This is a genomic window from Oceaniferula spumae, assembly GCF_042849255.1.
GTDB lineage: Bacteria > Verrucomicrobiota > Verrucomicrobiia > Verrucomicrobiales > Akkermansiaceae > Oceaniferula > Oceaniferula spumae.
In genome coordinates, this window is record NZ_AP026866.1 from 1,470,912 (window position 1) to 1,491,372 (window position 20,461).

Below are 20,461 nucleotides of genomic sequence, written 5' to 3' on the forward strand. Positions count from 1 at the left end.
GTTTCCCTGTTGAAGATAAACACAGCCATGGATTGGAACATCAGCTGCAAGCGTTATTGAAGATTCAGAAGTTAGTTAACTATCCGATCGATTTGCCTATGGCAGAAAAAAGGCGGACTCGGAATGAGCCCGCCTTGTTTTAAATGATGAGGTTCGTCCCCTTATGGACGAGGAGTGGTGATGCTTTTGCTATAGTGGTAGCCATGCTGCTTGACCAGATCCTGACGGGAGATACCGCTTTTCTTAGCGAGTGTCAGGCCTTGGTCGCTCAGCACAGTGATACTGATATCGACACCCACGATGCGTCCGTTTTCAATCTGAGCTTGGGCTAAGCCGGAGCCGCTGGCAAATTCAACATCGCCCGAGTATTCGATTTTAGAGCCTTTCAATCTAAACTCGGTCATATTGCTAGGAGACATCGTCGCCCTTACGGTATGAGTGACTTGTGCGCCTCCTTGATCAACGGTGACCTCAATGAGAAACGTCACTGAGAATTCGTAGATATTTTCTACCAAGAAGTTCGCAGCTGAGAGGTCATCATTCTCGCTGAAATCTGACGTGTAGGCTTGCTCAAGATCTTCGACCGCAAGCAACTTGAAGGCTTCGTCCGGATTTACGAGGTGGCGATAAAGAGTGAAGACTGCATGCTCCTCGTCGTTGCTATCAGAAATCTGATCACGATAGACCAAACGGTAACTTACGGCCGATACGTCACCTCCTTTGTCATTGCTGGTTCCGATGGCTCCATTGTAGCGGTCAGTGGCGCCAGTGAAGAAAATCAGACGGCTAGTGTTGGTGATTTCGCGCTGAGAAGGTCCCTTTAGCGAACTTGTTTCCTCACCGGCATATAACCACTCGTAGTTATTGCCATCGCGGCGTGAGACCATGCTTTCAAAATCCTTGGCGATGGTGCTGAGCGCTTCTTTTGCCTGACGCGAAGCTCTTACCTCATTACGACTGTCACGGTAAGTGTCCATGGAAATACCCGTCATGTAGACCAGCACACCGAGCAAGATCACGGTAATGGACATGGCTACTAACAGCTCGATCAGAGTGAATCCTTTGTGGCCGCTTTTCAGTGTTTTTGTATTCATCGGTTGGAAATAGTATCGGTGTTTTGTGTGAGCGGGAATTAGCGGCGGACAGCCATGTTTCTGGTGAAGACGGGCTTACCTGGGTCGTTAGGATCAAAGGTATTTGCGATATATGGCTGGAGACTGCTCTTGAGAACATAGAACTGAGCTTGGAAAGCGATCACAGCCTCAGGATAGGTGGCGTAATCTTTGGTTCCGTTCGGCACTCGTGGCTCGCGGATTTTTCCCGGTTCATCACTGACGATCAATTCGCCGGCTCCATTGAAAATCAGCTGAGTCATGCGAACGTAAAATACTCTACCCTCGACGACTCCTGGCGTGAGCTCTTCGGACACCTCGGAATCACCCAGACGGCGAACGACGGACTGAATCACGTAATCTTCGCCGGGGATACCGTCTGAATTGGTATAAGGTTCGAGAGAACCGTCCTCGCGAACACTTCCAGGATCACCGCGATATTGATAGATCAACACCATGTTGTCCTTAGTCGTTCCACCGGATTCTTCGATCCAAGTGAAAGCCTTTTCAAAAGCTGTTTTGTAACCAGTGCTACCCGCTTCATCAGGACGGAGGATGGAAAGTTCGCTCTCGAGGGTGGTGGCCATGCGGTTTGCCTCCTTGGCAGAGATTGCCTTGCGAATCCCTTGAACGGCGGGACCGAATGCGGCGAGGAATGCGGTGATCATGATCGTGATGATCCCCATCGCGATCACGGTTTCGACCAAGGTGAAACCTCTCTTAGTTTTGTTTCCGCTGTATTTCATATAGTGTGGATGGTTGGTATGGCTTGAAGCCAATGAAGTAGTTAGATATTTGAGAAATATATCAGTTTGTTAGTATCTGATAGTGTTGAACGCTGTCGCTAAATTAAAATTCTTCGCCGTTGTCGAAGTCTTCTGGCACATTCATCTGATCAGGATGGCGGAACAGTGAAGTTGTACCTTTTGACCAGATCATGAATCCTCCAAAGTTAGTCGTGCCCGAGCCTCCTTCGGCTCTAGGATTGTCGGCACCGGGGGCCTTGGTTCCTGTGCCAATCACAAAGCTAGCACCTGGGCTGGAGCTGTTTCCTTCTGAGTTAAACTGGTAGTAGAAATACTTACCTGACAGGGCTTCGTTTCTCTGTGCACTCTCTGTGGAGGAGTAAATATCTTGGTCCGCAGAAGGCAGCAATGGGATATCTCCACTGCCGGAAGAGTGATTCAGCTTACTGAATTTCTGGCTGAAAAACACTGCCTTCGGTAAGTATGATCCTCGGCTGGCTGCCACCCACTTGTTATCTTCTGACAAGTAAACCACCAGCATGTAGCGGAGGTAACGGTCAGCGTTGTCAGGATCGGCATTAATTAGAATACGAGTCGTGCCGCCACTCCCCATGGACAAACCACGGGCTTCAGCGAAGGCTGCTTCAGCAAGCGGCACACCAGCAGAGACACCGCTGCCTTTGGAAAGATTACGCAATCCCAGAGCCCCTATGGTAAGTAGAATGGTGATAATCGTGATGACAATCAGCATTTCCACCAAGGTAAATGCAGGCCTCGCAAGGCCGCTGCGGAGGTTCCGCGCACGGGAAAATGGTCTGGGACACATGGTATAGGTGGAAGAATAGTTCATGTTGATTTGTAGGCTACGAAGATTCGCTGACGATGGAAGCTCCTTTTCCAATAGTTAGCTTATTTTTTAGCACCCCGCAAGCGCTAATGTAATTACATTGGCACCACAAATGCACATCTAAGCGGCTGCCAAGACTTTTCAAGGGATTCCCAGTCATGGAAAATCGCCACCAATCAATCAACCAGAGCGATATCTTTGATTCCTGCTCCAGCAAGACAGTTCACCACATCGATGTATCTCTGCTGCTGGACTTCATTATGCACTTTGAGCATCACCTTGGGGGTGTCGGCGCGGGCGATGCCCGAAAGCATTTGCAAGCGACCGTGCAACTGAGGAAGTCGGCGACTGGTGACATCTGATTCAAAAACTTCGGCAGATTCTCCGGGATTGACGACAACCTCTCCACTCTGCCTGATTTCTATGACCATCGGCTGAATGGCGATCGGGTTATGAGCACGAGGTTCAGGAATATTTGTGCTCAAATCCTGCTCACGTGGCTGAATCGTGGTGGTCACAAGAAAGTAAATCAGGAGCAAAAAACACACATCGATGAGTGAGGAAATATCGAGTGTGGGTTCATCAGACTGTAGGGAGTCCTCGGTGCGGTTCTGGTATTGTCTTTTCATCGTTCCAAAGGATGGAACGCATGAACCAGGCTCGTGCTTAGAGGATTATGCTCTAGTCGACATCAATAATGGCATCGTCTTTTTTCTCCTCGTCTTTGCTACGACCAAAAAAGCGGGCCAAGTCATAACCAAAATACCTGGCACAGGCCAATAGCACGGCGGTAGCGGTGGCTTCATCCAAATTACCGATGAACGGTATATTGTCCGGAAGGAACTCAATGAACCCTGCACCTGGATTTATCAGATAGACTGCGCTCAGTAGGGCCGCAATCAGAACAAGTAAGCTTTTCATGCTGCAAACGTACACCCTTTCACTGGGGAAGCAAATCCGATGCTCGTCGCCTGCGATATTCCACCAGACCTACTGCCAGTGCTGCAAAAAATAGAATTCCTGCGCTGTCGGCAACAATATCCCAACGGTCAAAATTCCTGTGCGGCAGATACAACTGTGAGCATTCCTCAAGAATCACCAGTAGCCACACCACCAATGTCAACAGGAGGTGCCTGCGCACGTCAGCGACTCTCCTGCATCTAACACACCCAGCTAACACCCAATTGGCGATAAACGATAACCCTCCAAATAACAGGAAATGCCCCAGCTTATCACCCGCAGGTATGCTGTGGAACCAGTGGCTCGCCTTTGACTCGGCCAATCCTGTCGAAAAGCTAAAGTCCGCCGCTGCGATCACGGCTAACAGCAATAGTGAATAAACGATCAGTATCGCAATACCCCAGTTAGAAACCTTTCTGAACATTGTAGCTAAAGACACCCAGGCCGAGACATTGTTCAATGTCTCGGCCTGGGCTTCGTCTTCAATGAAGAGTTTGAAAGGGTTTGAGGCTTACTTCTTACCCGCTTTTTTGGCAGCCTTCTTGGCTGTTTTTTTGGTCGCCTTCTTAGCTGCAGTTGCAGCAGCGGCATCGGCTTTATCCTCGTCGGAGACAACGTCGGCATCAATCATGCGATTGCCTTTTTTCGTCGCGCGCTTTTTAGGTGTTTCATCCTCATCGTCGTCATCCATCGCACCACCGGTGCCGAGGATGAATGCGAGGTCGTCCATACCGAGGTTACTCGCGAAGCCTTCGTCACCTAACACGTTGGTAACCAACTGTGTCTTCTGGTGCTGAAGCACACGGATTTTTTCCTCCACTGTCTCACGAGTGAGCAAGCGGTAAGCAATCACCTTGTTCTTCTGTCCAATACGGTGGGTCCGGTCAATTGCCTGGTTTTCCACAGCAGGGTTCCACCATGGATCGTAAAGGATAACGTATGAAGCCGAGGTCAGGTTAAGACCAGCACCACCTGCCTTCAGAGAAAGCATGAACACAGAAGGCTCCTTGGTAGTCTGGAAGCTTTCAATCTCCCCTTTCCGATCTTTTGTCTGACCGGTGAGGTAGTGGAACGGACGGCTTTCAACTTCAAGACGCGCCTTGATGATATCGAGCATCGAAACGAACTGTGAGAAAACGAGCACCTTGTGGCCTTCCTCACGCAGCTGATCTAACAAGTAGAACAGAGCGGTCATCTTGGCGCTTTCCTCTTTGAGGAACTTCGGATCGATCAAGCCTGGGTGACAGCAAATCTGGCGCAAACGCATCAGACCTTGGAGAATGGCGAAGGAGTTCTTTTTCACCGCTTCGTCAGATTCGAATCCTAACAGAGCTTTCTGAATGCGCTTCAGTTCGGCCTTGTACATCTCGGCTTGGACGCCTTCCATTTCGGCGAAGACTTCCTCCTCGGTTCTCGGTGGAAGGTCTTTGGCGACCTGAAGCTTGGTCCGGCGGAGCAGGAACGGACGAAGGCGCGAGGCAAGTCGGCTCTGAGCACCGGGGTCCTTGCGTTTGTCGAAACGCTTCTTGAAGTAGGCGCGGCTGCCGAGCACGCCAGGCATGGCGAAGGACATCAGCGACCACATATCCATCAAGCGGTTCTCAATAGGAGTACCGGTAAGAACAAGGCGGTTCATTGAGTTCAGATCACGAGCAGCTTTTGCGGCTTTGGAATCTGGGTTCTTGATTTGCTGACCTTCGTCGAGAATGGTTGTGAGCCATTTGACTTTGGCCAGTTCCTCACCACAGAGACGAAGCTGAGCGTAGTTGAGGACAAAGACGTCCACTTCTGTTTCCAGTAATTTAAGATCAAGATCGTCACGAGTACGGAGAATTTTCACTCTCAGTTCTGGGGCAAATTTCTCACACTCGGAATGCCACACATCGATCACAGACTTCGGACATACGACCAGTGATGGTGGCACTTTGGAAATATCACCTTTCTGATTCTTCTGTTCCTCTTCACGGAGCCAGAGCAGGTATGTAATCGACTGAATCGTTTTACCAAGACCCATGTCATCCGCAAGCAGACCACCGAAGCGGTTGACGGCAAGATAGGCGAGGAAACGGAAACCATCGATCTGGTAAGGGCGAAGAGTCGCATTGAGGCCCTTGGGAACCTCGGCATTGACCTCAAGTTGGATTTCGCGGGAGCGATCCTTGATACGTTTCCATGCTTTCGGATCGAAGACCTCGGCGGCTTTCGGATCAGCAAGCTGTAGGGCGTGCATACGGTGAGTCTCGCCAGTGAGATCGAATGGATCCAATCCGAGGCGGGTGACTGCATCGCGCTGGTCGGCATCGAGCTTGATCTCGAGACGCATCCAGCCGCCGTCATCCATTCTAACATAACCACCACGAGCGGCGACCAGTGAACGGATTTGAGCATTGGAAAGAGTGACACCTTCGACATCGATGACGATGCGGAGGTCGAACCAGTCGATCTCCTGATTGACAACCTCAAAGCGGATGGCAGCGGTCACTGGATCAGCTAACAGCGTCTGCAGCTTTCCATCCATCTGAGTGACCACTGACTCGGGTAGATTCTGCGCCCACTCGGCAAATTTCTCAGGGAAAAGCTTGGTGATGCGGGACTTGAACGCATCGAGTTTCTCATCATAGGTGAGGCCCATTTGCGCCAGAAGTCCCGGCACAGGGTAAAGGTCTTCACGGGCAAATCGGAGCAGTTGCTTGCCTTTGACCGGCTGCTGCTCGACCAGTTCCCACTCGTCTTTGACGCGTTTTTCCTCGCGGCGTTCTTTTTTCTCGAGAGCGCGGACATCGATGACCAAGTGCTCTGTCTCGGCAGCGGTGAGGCCCTGCTCGATTTTCATCTTGAAGCGAGGGTAGAGATCCAGATCGGTCACGCGCTTGCGCAGCGATTGCGGCAGGCTGGCTCCGATTTTACGGAGAAACTCAACACCCTCCAAGCTGTCGATCACGTCCTTGGGAATGTGATAACGTGGCTGCACGTCTGTGTCTGACAGCCAGCGCGGAGGTCCGGGGAAAACGGTCTCGTCTGATTGGTAGAGCACTTCGCGGCCTGGTAGCAATCTCACGGAGTGAGTGACGTGCTCACCTGCGGATGTGACTAGTTGAAGGGCAAAGCTGCCGGGAGCGTACGGATCGTCTTCGCAGATCCATTTGAGTGCCTTGGTGACGACCTTGAACTCGCGTTCGTCGAGGTTTACCACATAGCCTTTCAGTGCTGGCTGGCGGAAAATGCGGTTCATGAACTGGCAGGCTTCTTCCTGATCCAGATCAATTCGGGCATCTCCCTCTTTTTTGTAGAAGGTAAGGAACTGCTCCCAGATCAGCTGGCATGATGCATCCATGCGCAGGGCCGAATCTTCGAACAGACCAACGAAGCGGTCGATATCGTTTTTCTCGCGCAGGGGCTGCCACTCGGCGCCTTCTTTGAATTCGACGCGAGCTTCGTTAATGGTCGAAAGCAAACGGAATTGGACATGAAGTGGTTTATCGATTGGCGGGCGCTCGTTGACGCTCTCGATGCGGTCATACCACTCGGCAACTTCGCGCTCACGCTCCCACTCCTGCATTCTCTTCTGCACGCCCTCGAGATCGGTGACGATATTGAGGAAATCGGGATACGGGAGTTTCTTTTTGTAAAAGGCGTAGGCGATGTAGTTCCAGAACTCGAGGATATCGCCGGGAGGCATCGGCCATAGCTCCAGAGGATCGTAACTGACAATTTCCCAGCGTGGGTTCAGACGGACCAGGTCGTGGTCGTGAATTTCCCCTTCGATCACGTAGCGGCGGTAACGTTTCTCTACCTTCCCGATGAAATCAGCTTCCTTATCGTCAAGTTCGCGACCCAGCTTCTCTTCGATGACATCGATGATGGGTGTATCGTCAAACTCGTTCGGGCTTTCTGGAAGATCCTCACCACGGTGCATGCGCTCCATCATGGTGGCATACATGCAAGCGCCGGCAATCACTTCGTCCTCTGCTGTGCAGCTGCCAAACCAGCGGTTGCCTTGGAGGCGGAGGCTGGTGCGGAAGGTCCCTGTGGGGTCTTCTACGCGGCCTTGGATGAACAAGTGGTTACCGAAAATCTGAGTCACGGCGCCCTCTTCCTGAAGAGAGTCGCCTCGTGTGCGCGATTTTTCGGGGAAACTGTTGAGAAAATTCAGTGTCGCTCTATCTGGATTCATTCCTTGGGATTAGGTGAAGTATTTAAAATCGGTTATCTGGTCGGCGCTTCATTCGATTGGAATTTCACTGCTAGCTTGCATGAACCCAACATCCTGAATGCGTAAAACCGGGCACCCTCAATCGACGCGGTGACGCGTGACAGCAGGTGACCCGGAACTTGGGGGAGATATTCTATAGCTGGTTTTCCGATATCTGCAATAAAAAGCAGTAAAAACCTGCTATATAGTGCAGCTCCGGTCTGAGCACCCACCACTAGCACCTCGTGCGGTCCGTCAACCAGGCAAGATAGCCTGCCGATCCATCCGCCACGGGCAGGGCGATAATTTCCGGCTCATCGTAGGGATGCAAGGCCGATAACTCCCGACTGAGAACAGAAAAAGCCTGCCGTGTGGTCTTGATCAAAGCCATCACCTCACGATCTTGGCAGATCTTGCCGTCCCAGTGATAAATCGATTCCACACCTGGCAAAATATTGACACAGGCCGCGTATTGCCTTTCTACCAATTGTGTGCCAATCTGTCGCGCCTCAGCCTCGCTGGGAAAGGTGCAAAGTACCACCAGTGCCTCTGTCATGGAGGCATACTAGACAGAAAAGCCACCACCTGCAACGCAATCCATCGCCATGAAATCCGGCTTCCTCGACAAACTTATAGCTCGCCTCGATCAGGTGGAGCCGGGGGAAGTCCAACGCCTGGTAATGCGGCTCGTGCGGGAAAAGGGTTTTTTGGAAAGTGTGTTTGAAGCTCTGCAAGAAGGGGTTCTGATCTTGGACCCCGAAGGCCAGATCACTTATGTAAACCAAGCCGCCTCGAGGATTTTTGGCATCGATCCGGCTAAATCCATCGGCCAGAGCCTGTCGACAACGGTCCGTGGCCTTGAATGGAACAAACTCGCCGACCCTGGCCGGATCGTCAGCCGTGACATGGAAATCCTCTATCCGGAAAGCCGGTTTCTTAATTTCTACCTCTCCCCGATGCAGGGCGAAGTGGAGAATGACGATCACACCCTCGGCTATGTCCTCCTCGTCCGTGACATCACACGCTCTCGCATCCAAGCGGAAGAAAATGTTGAGAGTGAGAAGCTCAACGTTCTGACCCTACTCGCGGCAGGGGTCGCGCACGAAATCGGAAACCCCCTCAACTCTCTGGGCATTCATTTACAATTACTTGAGAGGAAAATAAAAAAGCTATCCGCCAAGGATCAAAAAGACCTCGGCCACCATCTCGAGACCGCCCAAGGAGAAATCCGCAGGCTCGATACCATTCTCAAACAATTTCTCCAAGCCATCCGCCCCACCCATCCTGAGCGGGAGTCTTTGCATCTTCACGATCTGCTACGTGACACGCTCAATCTCCTCGCGCCCGAGCTTGAGGAACGGAAAGTTCGGATCTCTCTGGATTTGGCGGAAACCACTCCTCTACTCCAACTCGACGGGAGTCAGATCAAACAAGCACTCTACAACCTGCTCAAGAACGCCTTCCAAGCACTGCCTGCCAGTGGTGGCCAGATCGACATTCTCTCACGCGTCTCCGATTACGAAGTCACCCTCACCATCCGTGATCACGGCTCAGGGATCTCGCCTGAAGCCATGGGCTCTATTTTCGAACCTTACAGCAGCTCGAAAAAATCCGGCACTGGCCTAGGCCTTCTCATCGTCCGCCGCATTGTCCGTGAGCATGGTGGGGAGATTGAAATCGATAGCAAAGCTGGCGATGGGACCACCGTCACGATTTCCATTCCCCGTCAGGATAAAAACGTTCGACTACTGGAATCCACGGAACCTTCCGTGATTGAGCTCGATCCTGTCTCTGAAGCCCGAACCTAACCACACCGATGACATCCTCCACTTTACTCATTGTTGATGATGAAAAACCGACCCGTGACGGCTTGCGCATGGCGCTGGAGGAGCATTTCGACTGTTACGTGGCCGCTGACATCAAGGAGGCGATGGCTGTTCTAAAATCTGAACCCATCGATCTTTTGCTAACCGACCTACGTCTTGCGGGCGACAGCGGCATGGACTTATTAGACAAAGCTCTCACACTCCCCCAACCACCGGTAGCCATCATGATGACTGCCTACGGCTCCGTGGATACGGCCGTAGAAGCCATGCGCAGGGGGGCTTGGAATTTTGTCACCAAACCTCTCAATCTCGACAGCGTGGAACTACTCTTAAAGCGCGCCCTGCAGAGCAGGTCATTGGAAAAGCACAACGTCCGCTTGGAACATGAAAATCGCGAACTGCGCGAAAAAAGCGGAAGCCAAAAACACGGACTCGACAACCTGATCGGCAAATCCCATGCCATGGAGCAGGTAGGAGCCATGGTGAATCAAATCGCCCCCACCCGCGCCACTGTTCTCATCGAGGGCGAAAGCGGCACCGGTAAAGAGCTGGTCGCTCACGCCATTCACCAGCTAAGCGGTCGGCCCGCCGACAAATTGCTGGTCGTCAACTGCGCGGCACTTTCGCCACAGCTGCTGGAGAGCGAACTCTTCGGCCATGAGAAAGGGGCTTTCACCGGAGCCACTCAAAAACGCCTCGGCCGATTTGAGCAAGCCAATGGCGGCACTATTTTCCTCGATGAAATTGGAGAAATCGATCAGGCCACGCAGGTCAAACTCCTGCGAGTGCTCAGCGAACGGACGATTGAACGGGTCGGCTCTAACAAAGCTGTTAAAGTCGATGTCAGAGTCATCACCGCGACCAATAAAAACCTGCGTGAAATGGTCGCCAAAGGTGATTTCCGAGAGGACTTATTTTTCCGTCTCAATGTCGTCCGGATCCTGATGCCGACACTCCGTGAACGTGCAGAAGACATCGTGCTGTTATCCCAGGCCTTCCTCAAAGAGTTTTCCCTGGAAAACTCGAGAGAGATCAAACCTTTGAGCGATGCGGCCTTGGCACTGCTCAGAAGCTACCCGTGGCCAGGAAACGTCCGGGAGCTTCGCACAGCTATCGAACACGGTGTGGTAATGAGCAATGATCCCGTCATCGACGTCAAACATCTACCCTCTTTTCTTCATCACCCGAGGGAAAGCGCCATGAAGCTGTCATCGGCCTCAGAGGACATCGGTGAAGCTGCGATAGAAAAGGAGGAAAAGTCGCTTGCTTCCGAGGACGAATTCAACTTGCATGAGCTGGAGATGCAAACAATCAAGCGTGCGCTGGAACACACCGGAAACAACCGCACGGATGCTGCACGGATACTCGGTATCAGTCGGCGCACATTGCAACGCAAACTGAAGGAGTTACCCTAGCAAGCAACACGTCAATTCCAGCAACCTACCTCACTCTCTCTGCATCACGCACACACTCCCATTTACTCCATGAGCCAACCAAATTCTTCAGGCATGTCATATGATCCTGCCAAACTAATCCGTCGCGCTCTGTTTTTCGTCCTACTTGCTGGCCTCGCCATCGTTTCTCTGTTCGTCACATTCAAAGGACTTTCATCCCCACGCGGCATGGAACAAGCCCAGATTGGACGCGAAATCGCTCGAGGCAACGGCTACACCACCAAGGTAGTTCGTCCGATCGCACTCGCGCAGATGAAAGACGCCAATGGCAAATATCCAGTTCTAGAAAATCTGCAGGACACCTACCACGCCCCACTCAACCCTTGTGTTTATGCTGCTGTCCTGAAGGCGGCGGACGGTGGCAACACGGAACGTTGGCGCATGTCTGAGCGATCCAACCTTTACCAGCTAGACCGAGTCATCGCGGCGACCTGTGTTATTTTCTTCCTCGTATCCATCGGTATTAACTACTTGCTGGTTTCTCGAATCTTCGACCAGACCATTGGATCGGTCACGGCCTTGTTAATGCTCTCCTGTGAATTGATGTGGCAGCTTTCCCAGTCTGGCCTGCCCCAGATGCTCATGCTGATGCTTTTCTCGAGTGCCATGTTCTTCACTTGGCGTGCTGTGGAAAACTCAGAAGACAACCGCTCCGCACTCGGTCCGGTGCTCATTTCGGGCGTGTTCATGTGCCTGCTGGTATTGACTCACTGGATCACCCTCTGGATTTACATCGGCTATGTCATCTTCGCCGCCGTCTATTTCAAACCCCGTGGCATCATCGCAGCCGCCCTGACCGGCATGCTCGCCTTATTTGTGATTCCAGTGGTTTACTTCCTGTATATCAGCCCCACTGGCAGCCCTTTCGGAACAGCCTACTACGCCATCCACAACGGGCTCGGTGCCGGTGAGGACTCCATCATGCGCACCCTCTCCCCCGCCGGTGAAGACCTCGGGCTGCAAGGGCTGCTGATGAACATTCTTCGCACGACCCTGCTGCAAATTTCAGACCTCCACCGGAACTTCGGAGCTATTCTTGTCGCCCCTCTGTTTTTCCTCGCTCTCCTCCATCCCTTCAAGCGCCCCAGCCTCGCATCCTTCCGCTGGCTGATCTTATTGATGTGGGTATTTGCAGGAATTGGCATGTCTATTTACGGCCTCCGTGAGGGAGAAATGGACCCTAACCAGATTCATATTTTGTTTGCTCCACTGATGACCGCCTACGGTCTTGCGATGGTGTCCATTCTATGGGGTCGACTCAACATCCCCCAGTCGATGCATTCGCTTCGCTACTCTCATCTGATCATCATCGTAGCCATCAGTGCAGGCCCCATGCTACTCTCCATACCTCAGAATTTGAAACGTGGTATCCAAATGGAAGGATTCGGCGGTTCATTCCAGTGGCCTCCTTATTTCCCGAAAGCATTCAATCGCAATTTGGCGGACAACACTAAAACCAAGGAAGTCATCATATCCGACACACCATGGGCAGTTGCTTGGTATGCTGATCGAACTGCTGTCTGGCTGCCTAAAAACCTTGAACAGATTGGGGAGGTCGAAAAGATTGCTGAAAGCCAACAAACACCTGTTAACGGCATCGTCATCACCCCATACTCATACGCTCAGGATAATATCCTTTCCACAGGCTCACCCAATGGTGCCTATGGTGAACTCTATCCTTTAGTTTACGGAGCTTGGGCGAACCCCGGGGGATCTAAGAACTTTTTTGCTATTCACTCGGACTTCAAACTCCTATTCCAGCGCTACCCCCACGCCCAGCCTCTGTTCAGCTACGGATACATCATGTATTATTCCAGCCGCACAGTCGTTAATCCAAACGAGTAATATGCCCTCCAGTCCTAAAAAATCCAAAAGCCAGTCGGCGAAACAGACACCAAGCTTCGAACAGGCATTGGAAGAACTTGAGAATATGGTGGAAACCATGGAATCAGGTCAGCTACCTTTGGAAAAGCTTATCGCAAACTACGAACGCGGTGCCGAGCTAATTGGCCACTGCGAAACCGTTCTCGATGATGCTCGCAAGCGTCTCGAACTCATCACTCTCAAACCCAAGGCGTCCTCCGAGGAAGCTACTAACGAATCAACCCAGGACGAAGCACAGGCTTCGAATAAAGATAATGACGACGAAATCCGGCTCTTTTGAACTTCCCGAAATTCTCTCCCAAATCAAAGGGCCCGAGGATGTCAAGGCACTGCCAGCAGACAAACTCGATGACCTCTGTGAGGAAATTCGGCACACTCTGATTCACTCCCTTGCCAGAACAGGTGGACACCTCGGTCCGAACCTGGGTGTGGTCGAGCTTACACTCGCGATGCACCGGGTCTTTGACAGCCCGGAAGACAAGTTTCTCTTCGACGTTTCACACCAAGGATACGTTCATAAGATGCTGACCGGAAGAGCCGATACGATCCATACCATCCGGACTCCCGGCGGACTCAATGGTTTCCTGCTCCGCACGGAATCGGAACACGACTGCTACGGTGCTGGACACGCAGGCACCGCTCTCTCTGCAGCGTTGGGCATGGCCTCAGCCCGTGATCTTAAGGGCGACGACAATCACGTTGTAGCCGTCGCGGGTGACGCCGCATTCACCTGCGGACCCACCCTTGAAGCGATGAACAACATCGCTGAGACCACGAAGAAATTCATTGTTGTTCTCAATGACAATGAGTGGTCGATCGACCGTAACGTCGGCGCGATGGCGAAGTACTTCAACGCTCTTCAGACCCACCCAACGTTTTCATCCGTTCGAAACAAGGCGGCTGAATTCGTTGGAAAAATCGGAGGCGAAGGAGTGCGCAAGTTTGCCCACAAAATCGAGCGCAACACCAAGAATCTCATCCTGCCCAATGTCCTGTTCGAAAAATTCGGCCTCCATTACTATGGTCCGATCGACGGCCACGACTTACCACTGCTGATCAAAACCTTTGAACACCTCAAAACCAGAGACGAGCCTGTAATCCTCCATATTATCACGGAAAAAGGCCGCGGTTACAAACCTGCCTTGGCCAACCCCGGCAAATTCCACGGACTCGGCACCTACAAAGTCGAAGACGGCTCCACCGCCGCAGCGGGGAACCCAACGTACTCTGAACTCTTCGGCCGCGCAGTCACAGATTTCGCCAAGGAGGATAAAAGCATTACCGCGATCACCGCAGCGATGCCCGGCGGAACCAAGCTAGAGATTTTCAAAAAGGAACTCCCCGAACGCTACTTCGATGTCGGTATCGCCGAGGAACACGCCGCTCTGTTTGCCTGCGGTCACGCGACCCAAGGCCTGCGCCCCTTCCTCGCGATTTACTCCACATTTATGCAGCGCGCGATCGACATGATCATCCATGACATCGCCCTGCAGAACCTACCTGTCAGAATGTGCATGGACCGTGGTGGCTTATCAGGAGACGATGGTCCCACTCACCACGGACTCTTCGACATCGCCTACCTCAGCGGCATCCCCGGCCTGATTCACATGCAGCCTAAGGATGAGGACGAGTTCATTGACATGCTTTGGACTATGGCAAACCATGACGATGGTCCTACTGCCATTCGCTATCCGCGTGGTGCAGGCATCGGTGCCAAGCCAAAGGAAAAACCTGTTTTGCTCGAAATTGGCAAAGGTGAAGTTCTTCAGGACGGTAGCGATGTTGCCGTAATTGCTCTCGGCCACATGTATGAGACCGCTCTGGAAACTGTGAAAAAGCTAGAGGACCTCGGGCACTCAGTCGCACTCATCAACCCTCGTTTCATCAAACCTCTCGATGCCGAGCTAATTGCCAGCTACGCGGAAAAATGCAAGGTGGTTGTGACGATGGAGGACCACGTATTAAACAACGGCTTCGGAGCTAGCGTTCTCGAACTCCTCAGCGATCGAGGTATCCATACCCCGGTTGAACGCATCGGCTGGCCGGATGAATTCATCGATCATGGTAAAGTCGAGGAGCTCCGTGAAAGGCACGGACTAACCTCCAGCCACACTGTGGCACAGGCCCAAAAGCACCTGTAAGCGCATATTTTTGCTTCATATCAGCCAACTGTTCAATCTTGGACAGTTGGCTGAAATTTTGTGTATTTACTGCAAACATCAGCCTTATTGGCCGTATGATGGTGGAGTAATTTGGATTTTATGCCATATTCACACTACCAGCGATCGTCTCGCTGCTGACGCGACTCCCCCCTCGCTGACATTTTTCCAATGCTATAATCGCTATGACTCGCTTGAAGCTGAAACATCTCTCTTATGCAGCCACCGCTGGTCTGCTTGTCATTTCCTCCTGCAAACAGAAGGAAACCGTGGATCAATCCCTGGCATCCGCCACAGATCCCAGCACACCTGCCGAACCAGCTCCTGCTACCAAAAAGAAATACGAAACCATCTCGATCGTTCCTGAAGGCCAGCCGGTGTCATTCAACGAGCACATTCAGCCGATCCTCTCCGCCGCCTGCTACCACTGCCACGGCCCGGACTCCGGCACGCGTGAGCCAGGTGGCCCGTTGACTCCGAATGACGGCCCACCGCTGCGCATCGACCAGCCGGAATTCGCCTTTGAAAAACGCCCCAATGGCAAACCTGTCATCATCCCTGGAGATCCGGACGGCTCGCTGCTCATGAAGCTCATGGAGTCCAAGAACCCGGACGAGGTGATGCCACTCCACCCGGAGCGCTCACCGCACGGCTCGATTCTGGCTCCTGAGAAAATTGCTTTGGTGCGCCGCTGGATCAAGGAGGGTGCCAAATACGAGGAACACTGGGCCTACATTGCTCCGAAGAAGGCAGAGCTGCCAGAAATCGAGAACAAGGACTGGGCACGTAATCCGATCGATTACTTCGTTGCCAAACGCCTCGAAACCGCCGGCCTGGCTCCCAACTCAGACGAGAGCAAGGCCCGCCTCCTCCGTCGCCTCAGCTTCGACCTGACAGGACTCCCGCCCAGCCCTGAAGAGGTGGAGAAATTCACCACCGACACCCGCGACTTCGACACCGTTTATCTGGAAAAAGTCAACCAGCTGTTAGACTCAGATGCCTATGCGGAAAACTACGCCCGTCACTGGCTGGACGTCGCACGTTATGCAGACACCCACGGCATCCACATCGATAACTACCGCTCCATCTGGCCCTACCGCGATTGGGTGATCAATGCCTTCCGCCAGAACATGCCCTTCGATCAGTTCACCCGTGAGCAGATCGCCGGAGACATGATGCCCAATGCTACTCTCGATCAAAAAATCGCTTCCGGCTTCCACCGCTGCCTCCCCACCACCGGAGAAGGCGGAGCTATCGCCGAGGAATACAATGCCATCTACGCCCAAGACCGCGCCAGCACCACCTCCGCAGCCTGGCTTGGTCTCACCGTGGGTTGCGCTTCTTGCCACGATCACAAATTCGACGCCATCTCCACCAAAGAGAATTACCAAATGACAGCCTTCTTCCGGAACACGACCATGAGTGCTCTGGACCGTAACAAGGCAGATCACCCACCAAACGTGTTAGTCCCCTCTCAGGCAGATCGCGAGCGCATCCCTGTGCTCGACAAGGAAATCGCAGCGGCCAACGAATCGATCAAAAAACAGCGTGCCGCGAGTGAAGCCAAGTTCCAAGCATGGCTGAAAGCGCCTAGCACATCTCAAGCTCAAGCCGTGCCAGAGGAAAACCGCCTTCTTCACCTGCCACTCAATGACAAGGCCAAAGGACTCGTCGATTCCAAAGGCACCAAATACTCATCCGATCAACCCATCGCTTGGGTGGACGGTGAATACGGAGACGCTGTTTTATTTGTCAAAAACAACGGCATTAATCTCGGCAATGCCGGTGATTTTGAACGCGATCAGAAGTTCAGCTTTTCCTCATGGCTCAAGGCTCCACATGGCTTCTCAGGCGGTGCGATTTCCAAGATGCACACCAAGGATTCACACCAAGGTTACGACCTCTGGTTAGAAAATGGTCACCTAGCCGTGCACTTGATCCACTCCTGGCCACAGGATTTCCTCAAGGTGACCACCAAAAAAACTTACCCCAAGGATGAGTGGTTCCATGTGACCGTCACCTATGATGGCAGCAGTCAGGCGGACGGGGTGAAAATTTACATCAATGGAGAAAAGGCGGCCATCACCGTGAATGAAAACAAACTCACGGATTCGATCAAAAATACCGCCCCTTTCCTGTTAGGTAAGCGTTACAACACCCAGCCTTACACAAACGGGCAGCTTCAAAATTTCCAGCTGTTCAACAAAGAACTCAGCAAGGAGGAGGCTCTTTCGCTCTCTGTCGATGGTCGCATCAACGGCCTGCGCCGCATGGCCAAGAAATCCCCCAAACAACTGCAACAGCTGCGCGACTACTACTTCAGCAAGGTCGACAAAAGCCTGAACGCCCCCCTCGCCAACCTCAAAAAACTCCAGGATGAACAGGCCGCCATTTCCAAGCGTGGCACCATCACTCTGGTGATGCAGGAAAAAACAAAGACCGAACCATTCGCCCACATTCTCGTCCGTGGTGAGTATGCGAACAAAGGAGAGAAAGTCAGCCCAGGCACACCCGCCTCCCTGCCACCGATGACCAAGGACATGCCGAAGAACCGACTCGGCCTGGCCAAGTGGCTCACGCAGGCGGAGAATCCGCTGCCGGCACGCGTTACCGTGAATCGCTATTGGTCATACATCTTCGGCACCGGCATTGTGGCCACCAATGATGACTTCGGCGTCATGGGCGCTCGCCCCACCCATCCCAAGCTTCTCGATTGGCTTGCGGCCGATTTCGTGGAGAACAAGTGGGATTTCCATCACCTGCTACGCACCATCGTCACTTCATCCACCTACCGCCAGTCGGCTCAGATTACACCTGAAAAACTTGAGCGTGATCCTTTGAACACACTTCTGTCACGCGGACCGCGCTATCGTCTGGACGCAGAACAAATTCGTGACCTCGCGCTGAAGTCCGGTGATCTTCTGCAGAATAAAATTGGCGGCCCGTCCGTGAAGCCACCTCAGCCAAAAGGCGTCTGGAAAGCCGTCGCGATGCCGCAGTCTAACACCAGAAACTACAAAGCTGACACCGGAGATAAAATTTACCGCCGCTCAATGTACACCTTCTGGAAACGCACCGCCGTGCACCCGGCCATGGATATTCTCAATGCTCCATCGAGAGAGGTTTCCTGCACCCGCCGCGATATCACCAACACTCCGCTGCAAGCCTTCGTGGTGATGAACGGCCCGCAGTTTGTGGAGGCGTCACGAGAACTGGCCAAGGAATCGATCGCTAACAGCAAAGAAACCCGCACCAGAATCGATTTCATTGCCATGCGTTTGCTCTCACGCCACACAACCAGTGCAGAGGCTGACATCATCCAGCAGACCTTGGATTTTGCCCTCAAGAAATTCAAATCCAAACCGGACGATGCCAAGAAACTCATTTCCGTGGGAGCCACAGAAAACGATCCCAGCATCGATCCCATCGAACTCGCCGCCTGGACACTGATTGCCAATCAGATGCTCAATATGGACGAAACGCTCAACAAATAATCTCCCCCTCTCCTGCCATGAACCAGACCGATATCTCCAAGACACTCGACCTGCATAACACCTCCGTCACCCGCCGACAGTTCTTCCGCAAGAACGCCATGGGCCTGGGCTCGGCGGCGTTGGCATCGATGTTACCTAGAGACCTGATGGCCGCCATTGGCGAAAGCACCGGCAAGCCCCAGTTCGCCCCCGCCGCGAAGCGCGTGATCTACATCTCGCTCATCGGTGCACCATCCCAGTTCGAGACCTTCGATTACAAACCGAATCTGAAAAAGGATTTCAACAAGGACATCAAAGACTACCTCGTTAAGTCCGGTCAGCGACTCACCGGTATGACCGCAGGCGCATCGAAGTTCCCTGTCGCACCGTCATTTGTCGATTTCAAGCAATACGGCGAATCCGGAGCGTGGGTATCCGACCTGCTTCCCTACACCGGAAAAATGGTCGATGACATCTGCATCATCAAATCGATGTACACCGAGGCCATCAACCACGAGCCGGCCAACCAGCTCATCTACACCGGCTCCATGCAGTCTGGTAAAGCATCGATGGGTTCATGGCTCTCATACGGTCTCGGCACCCTCAACAACGACCTTCCCACCTTCTGCGTACTCCACGCCAATCACTCCAACCCAAAGGCGAACGTGCAGGCGATTTCCTCACGTCTCTGGGGTTCAGGTTTCCTCCCCGGCAAACACGCCGGAGTCAACCTCCGCTCCATCGGTGATCCGGTGCTTTACCTCAAGGACGCTCCAGGCATCGATCGCGATCTTCGCCGTTCCATGTTAGACGGCCTCTCAGGTCTCAATCAGCAGACACTCAACCAAGTCGGCGATCCGGAAATCCAGACTCGTATCCAACAATACGAAATGGCCTACCGCATGCAGATGTCCGTGCCGGAGCTGACCGATCTTTCCAAGGAAACAGAAGCCACTTACGAGCTCTATGGCCCGGACGCCAAGAAAGCTGGCACCTTCGCCTACACCGCCCTGATGGCACGTCGTTTGGCCGAGCGAGGTGTCCGCTTCACCCAAATCTTCCACCGCGGCTGGGACCAGCACGGTAACCTCCCACGCGACATCACCTCGCAGTGCAAAGACATCGATCAAGCCTGCTACGGCCTGATTCAGGATCTCAAACAGCGCGGCCTGTTAGAAGACACCCTCGTCATCTGTGGCGGCGAGTTCGGTCGTACGGTTTACTCACAAGGTCGACTGACTGAGAAGAACTACGGACGTGATCACCACCCCCGTGCCTTCTCCCTCTGGATGGCCGGTGCCGGAGTCAAAGGCGGAACCGTTTACGGTGACACCGATGACTACGCATTCAACATCACCACCCCGGACCAAAAAGTACACGTGCGCGATCTCCACGCCACCATCCTCGAACGCTGCGGCCTAGACTTCCACAAATTCGGCTACCTCTACCAAGGCCTCGAGCAGAAACTAACAGGTGTGGAGCCGGCAAGAGTCGTGACCGACATTCTCAACTCTTCCCACATGAAGAAACACGGCGGATAGTGGTCAGTGGTCAGTGGTCAGTGGTCAGTGGTCAGTGGTCAGTGGTCAGTGGTCGGTGCTCAGTGCTCAGTGCTCAGTGCTCAGTGCTCGATGCTTGGTTGACTGGCCAATGACCGGTAGCTCACTACAGACCCAGCGGGTCGATAGACACTAGCGCGGGGTGCAAACCCCGGGGACAGAGGGCATCGCCAACATTAAGTCCCGGAGGGACGACAGAAGCATCCGGTGCCCCTTCATGCATTTCTCTCTCGCACAGGAAAAGCGCCA

The 20,461-nt window shown here is 53.0% G+C and carries 15 protein-coding genes; 7 read left to right on the plus strand and 8 right to left on the minus strand.

Annotation, left to right across the window (positions count from 1 at the left end):
* Window positions 1-161: 161 nt before the first annotated feature.
* The 8 genes from ACSPJT_RS06180 to cutA form a co-directional block, all read right to left on the minus strand.
* Window positions 162-1,094: a PulJ/GspJ family protein gene (locus tag ACSPJT_RS06180; protein ID WP_435895493.1), complete on the minus strand. Its 933-nt coding sequence runs from the start codon at window positions 1,092-1,094 to the stop codon at window positions 162-164.
* Window positions 1,095-1,132: 38 nt separating this feature from the next.
* Window positions 1,133-1,858: a type IV pilus modification PilV family protein gene (locus tag ACSPJT_RS06185; protein ID WP_435895494.1), complete on the minus strand. Its 726-nt coding sequence runs from the start codon at window positions 1,856-1,858 to the stop codon at window positions 1,133-1,135.
* Window positions 1,859-1,961: 103 nt separating this feature from the next.
* Entirely contained in the window at window positions 1,962-2,708 is a 747-nt protein-coding gene (locus tag ACSPJT_RS06190) for a prepilin-type N-terminal cleavage/methylation domain-containing protein (protein WP_435895495.1), read from the minus strand.
* 173 nt (window positions 2,709-2,881) lie between these two features.
* On the minus strand, window positions 2,882-3,334 hold the full coding sequence (locus tag ACSPJT_RS06195; RefSeq protein WP_435895496.1) for an ExbD/TolR family protein: 453 nt from the start codon (window positions 3,332-3,334) through the stop codon (window positions 2,882-2,884).
* A 52-nt stretch (window positions 3,335-3,386) separates the two neighbouring features.
* The gene (locus ACSPJT_RS06200) at window positions 3,387-3,626 is read right to left on the minus strand and encodes a DUF1232 domain-containing protein (RefSeq protein ID WP_435895497.1); all 240 of its coding nucleotides are present in this window, start codon (window positions 3,624-3,626) and stop codon (window positions 3,387-3,389) included.
* A 19-nt stretch (window positions 3,627-3,645) separates the two neighbouring features.
* Window positions 3,646-4,089, minus strand: a complete 444-nt coding sequence (locus ACSPJT_RS06205; RefSeq protein ID WP_435895498.1) for a VanZ family protein — start codon at window positions 4,087-4,089, stop codon at window positions 3,646-3,648.
* Window positions 4,090-4,176: 87 nt separating this feature from the next.
* The gene (locus ACSPJT_RS06210; RefSeq protein ID WP_435895499.1) at window positions 4,177-7,839 is read right to left on the minus strand and encodes a DEAD/DEAH box helicase; all 3,663 of its coding nucleotides are present in this window, start codon (window positions 7,837-7,839) and stop codon (window positions 4,177-4,179) included.
* 253 nt (window positions 7,840-8,092) lie between these two features.
* Window positions 8,093-8,413 (minus strand): divalent-cation tolerance protein CutA, encoded by a 321-nt coding sequence (gene cutA, locus ACSPJT_RS06215; RefSeq protein WP_435895500.1) that lies wholly within the window; start codon window positions 8,411-8,413, stop codon window positions 8,093-8,095.
* Window positions 8,414-8,462: 49 nt separating this feature from the next.
* Between cutA and ACSPJT_RS06220 the strand changes: the two genes are divergently transcribed.
* The 7 genes from ACSPJT_RS06220 to ACSPJT_RS06250 all read left to right on the plus strand — a co-directional run bounded on the left by ACSPJT_RS06220 (window position 8,463) and on the right by ACSPJT_RS06250 (window position 20,194).
* Window positions 8,463-9,665: a sensor histidine kinase gene (locus ACSPJT_RS06220; RefSeq protein WP_435895501.1), complete on the plus strand. Its 1,203-nt coding sequence runs from the start codon at window positions 8,463-8,465 to the stop codon at window positions 9,663-9,665.
* Between the two features lie 8 nt (window positions 9,666-9,673).
* A complete protein-coding gene (locus tag ACSPJT_RS06225) occupies window positions 9,674-11,098 on the plus strand; it encodes a sigma-54-dependent transcriptional regulator (protein ID WP_435895502.1) in 1,425 nt (474 codons plus the stop codon).
* Window positions 11,099-11,167: 69 nt separating this feature from the next.
* A complete protein-coding gene (locus ACSPJT_RS06230) occupies window positions 11,168-12,982 on the plus strand; it encodes an ArnT family glycosyltransferase (RefSeq protein WP_435895503.1) in 1,815 nt (604 codons plus the stop codon).
* 1 nt (window position 12,983) lies between these two features.
* On the plus strand, window positions 12,984-13,301 hold the full coding sequence (gene xseB, locus ACSPJT_RS06235; protein WP_435895504.1) for an exodeoxyribonuclease VII small subunit: 318 nt from the start codon (window positions 12,984-12,986) through the stop codon (window positions 13,299-13,301).
* Window positions 13,276-15,162 carry a 1-deoxy-D-xylulose-5-phosphate synthase gene (gene dxs, locus ACSPJT_RS06240; protein ID WP_435895505.1) on the plus strand — a complete coding sequence of 629 codons (1,887 nt, stop codon included), beginning with the start codon at window positions 13,276-13,278 and terminating at the stop codon, window positions 15,160-15,162. The genes xseB and dxs overlap by 26 nt, the downstream gene beginning before the upstream one ends.
* 203 nt (window positions 15,163-15,365) lie before the next feature.
* A complete protein-coding gene (locus ACSPJT_RS06245; protein WP_435895506.1) occupies window positions 15,366-18,674 on the plus strand; it encodes a DUF1553 domain-containing protein in 3,309 nt (1,102 codons plus the stop codon).
* Between the two features lie 17 nt (window positions 18,675-18,691).
* Complete coding sequence (locus ACSPJT_RS06250; RefSeq protein ID WP_435895507.1) at window positions 18,692-20,194, plus strand: DUF1501 domain-containing protein; 1,503 nt, start codon at window positions 18,692-18,694, stop codon at window positions 20,192-20,194.
* The last annotated feature ends 267 nt before the right edge of the window (window positions 20,195-20,461 follow it).

Bases quoted from the DNA above. Each gene is read 5' to 3' on its own strand.
- ACSPJT_RS06180 (WP_435895493.1), bottom strand. From the start codon at position 1,094: ATGAATACAAAAACACTGAAAAGCGGCCACAAAGGATTCACTCTGATC.
- ACSPJT_RS06185 (WP_435895494.1), bottom strand. From the start codon at position 1,858: ATGAAATACAGCGGAAACAAAACTAAGAGAGGTTTCACCTTGGTCGAA.
- ACSPJT_RS06190 (WP_435895495.1), bottom strand. From the start codon at position 2,708: ATGAACTATTCTTCCACCTATACCATGTGTCCCAGACCATTTTCCCGT.
- ACSPJT_RS06195 (WP_435895496.1), bottom strand. From the start codon at position 3,334: ATGAAAAGACAATACCAGAACCGCACCGAGGACTCCCTACAGTCTGAT.
- ACSPJT_RS06200 (WP_435895497.1), bottom strand. From the start codon at position 3,626: ATGAAAAGCTTACTTGTTCTGATTGCGGCCCTACTGAGCGCAGTCTAT.
- ACSPJT_RS06205 (WP_435895498.1), bottom strand. From the start codon at position 4,089: ATGTTCAGAAAGGTTTCTAACTGGGGTATTGCGATACTGATCGTTTAT.
- ACSPJT_RS06210 (WP_435895499.1), bottom strand. From the start codon at position 7,839: ATGAATCCAGATAGAGCGACACTGAATTTTCTCAACAGTTTCCCCGAA.
- cutA (WP_435895500.1), bottom strand. From the start codon at position 8,413: ATGACAGAGGCACTGGTGGTACTTTGCACCTTTCCCAGCGAGGCTGAG.
- ACSPJT_RS06220 (WP_435895501.1), top strand. From the start codon at position 8,463: ATGAAATCCGGCTTCCTCGACAAACTTATAGCTCGCCTCGATCAGGTG.
- ACSPJT_RS06225 (WP_435895502.1), top strand. From the start codon at position 9,674: ATGACATCCTCCACTTTACTCATTGTTGATGATGAAAAACCGACCCGT.
- ACSPJT_RS06230 (WP_435895503.1), top strand. From the start codon at position 11,168: ATGAGCCAACCAAATTCTTCAGGCATGTCATATGATCCTGCCAAACTA.
- xseB (WP_435895504.1), top strand. From the start codon at position 12,984: ATGCCCTCCAGTCCTAAAAAATCCAAAAGCCAGTCGGCGAAACAGACA.
- dxs (WP_435895505.1), top strand. From the start codon at position 13,276: ATGACGACGAAATCCGGCTCTTTTGAACTTCCCGAAATTCTCTCCCAA.
- ACSPJT_RS06245 (WP_435895506.1), top strand. From the start codon at position 15,366: ATGACTCGCTTGAAGCTGAAACATCTCTCTTATGCAGCCACCGCTGGT.
- ACSPJT_RS06250 (WP_435895507.1), top strand. From the start codon at position 18,692: ATGAACCAGACCGATATCTCCAAGACACTCGACCTGCATAACACCTCC.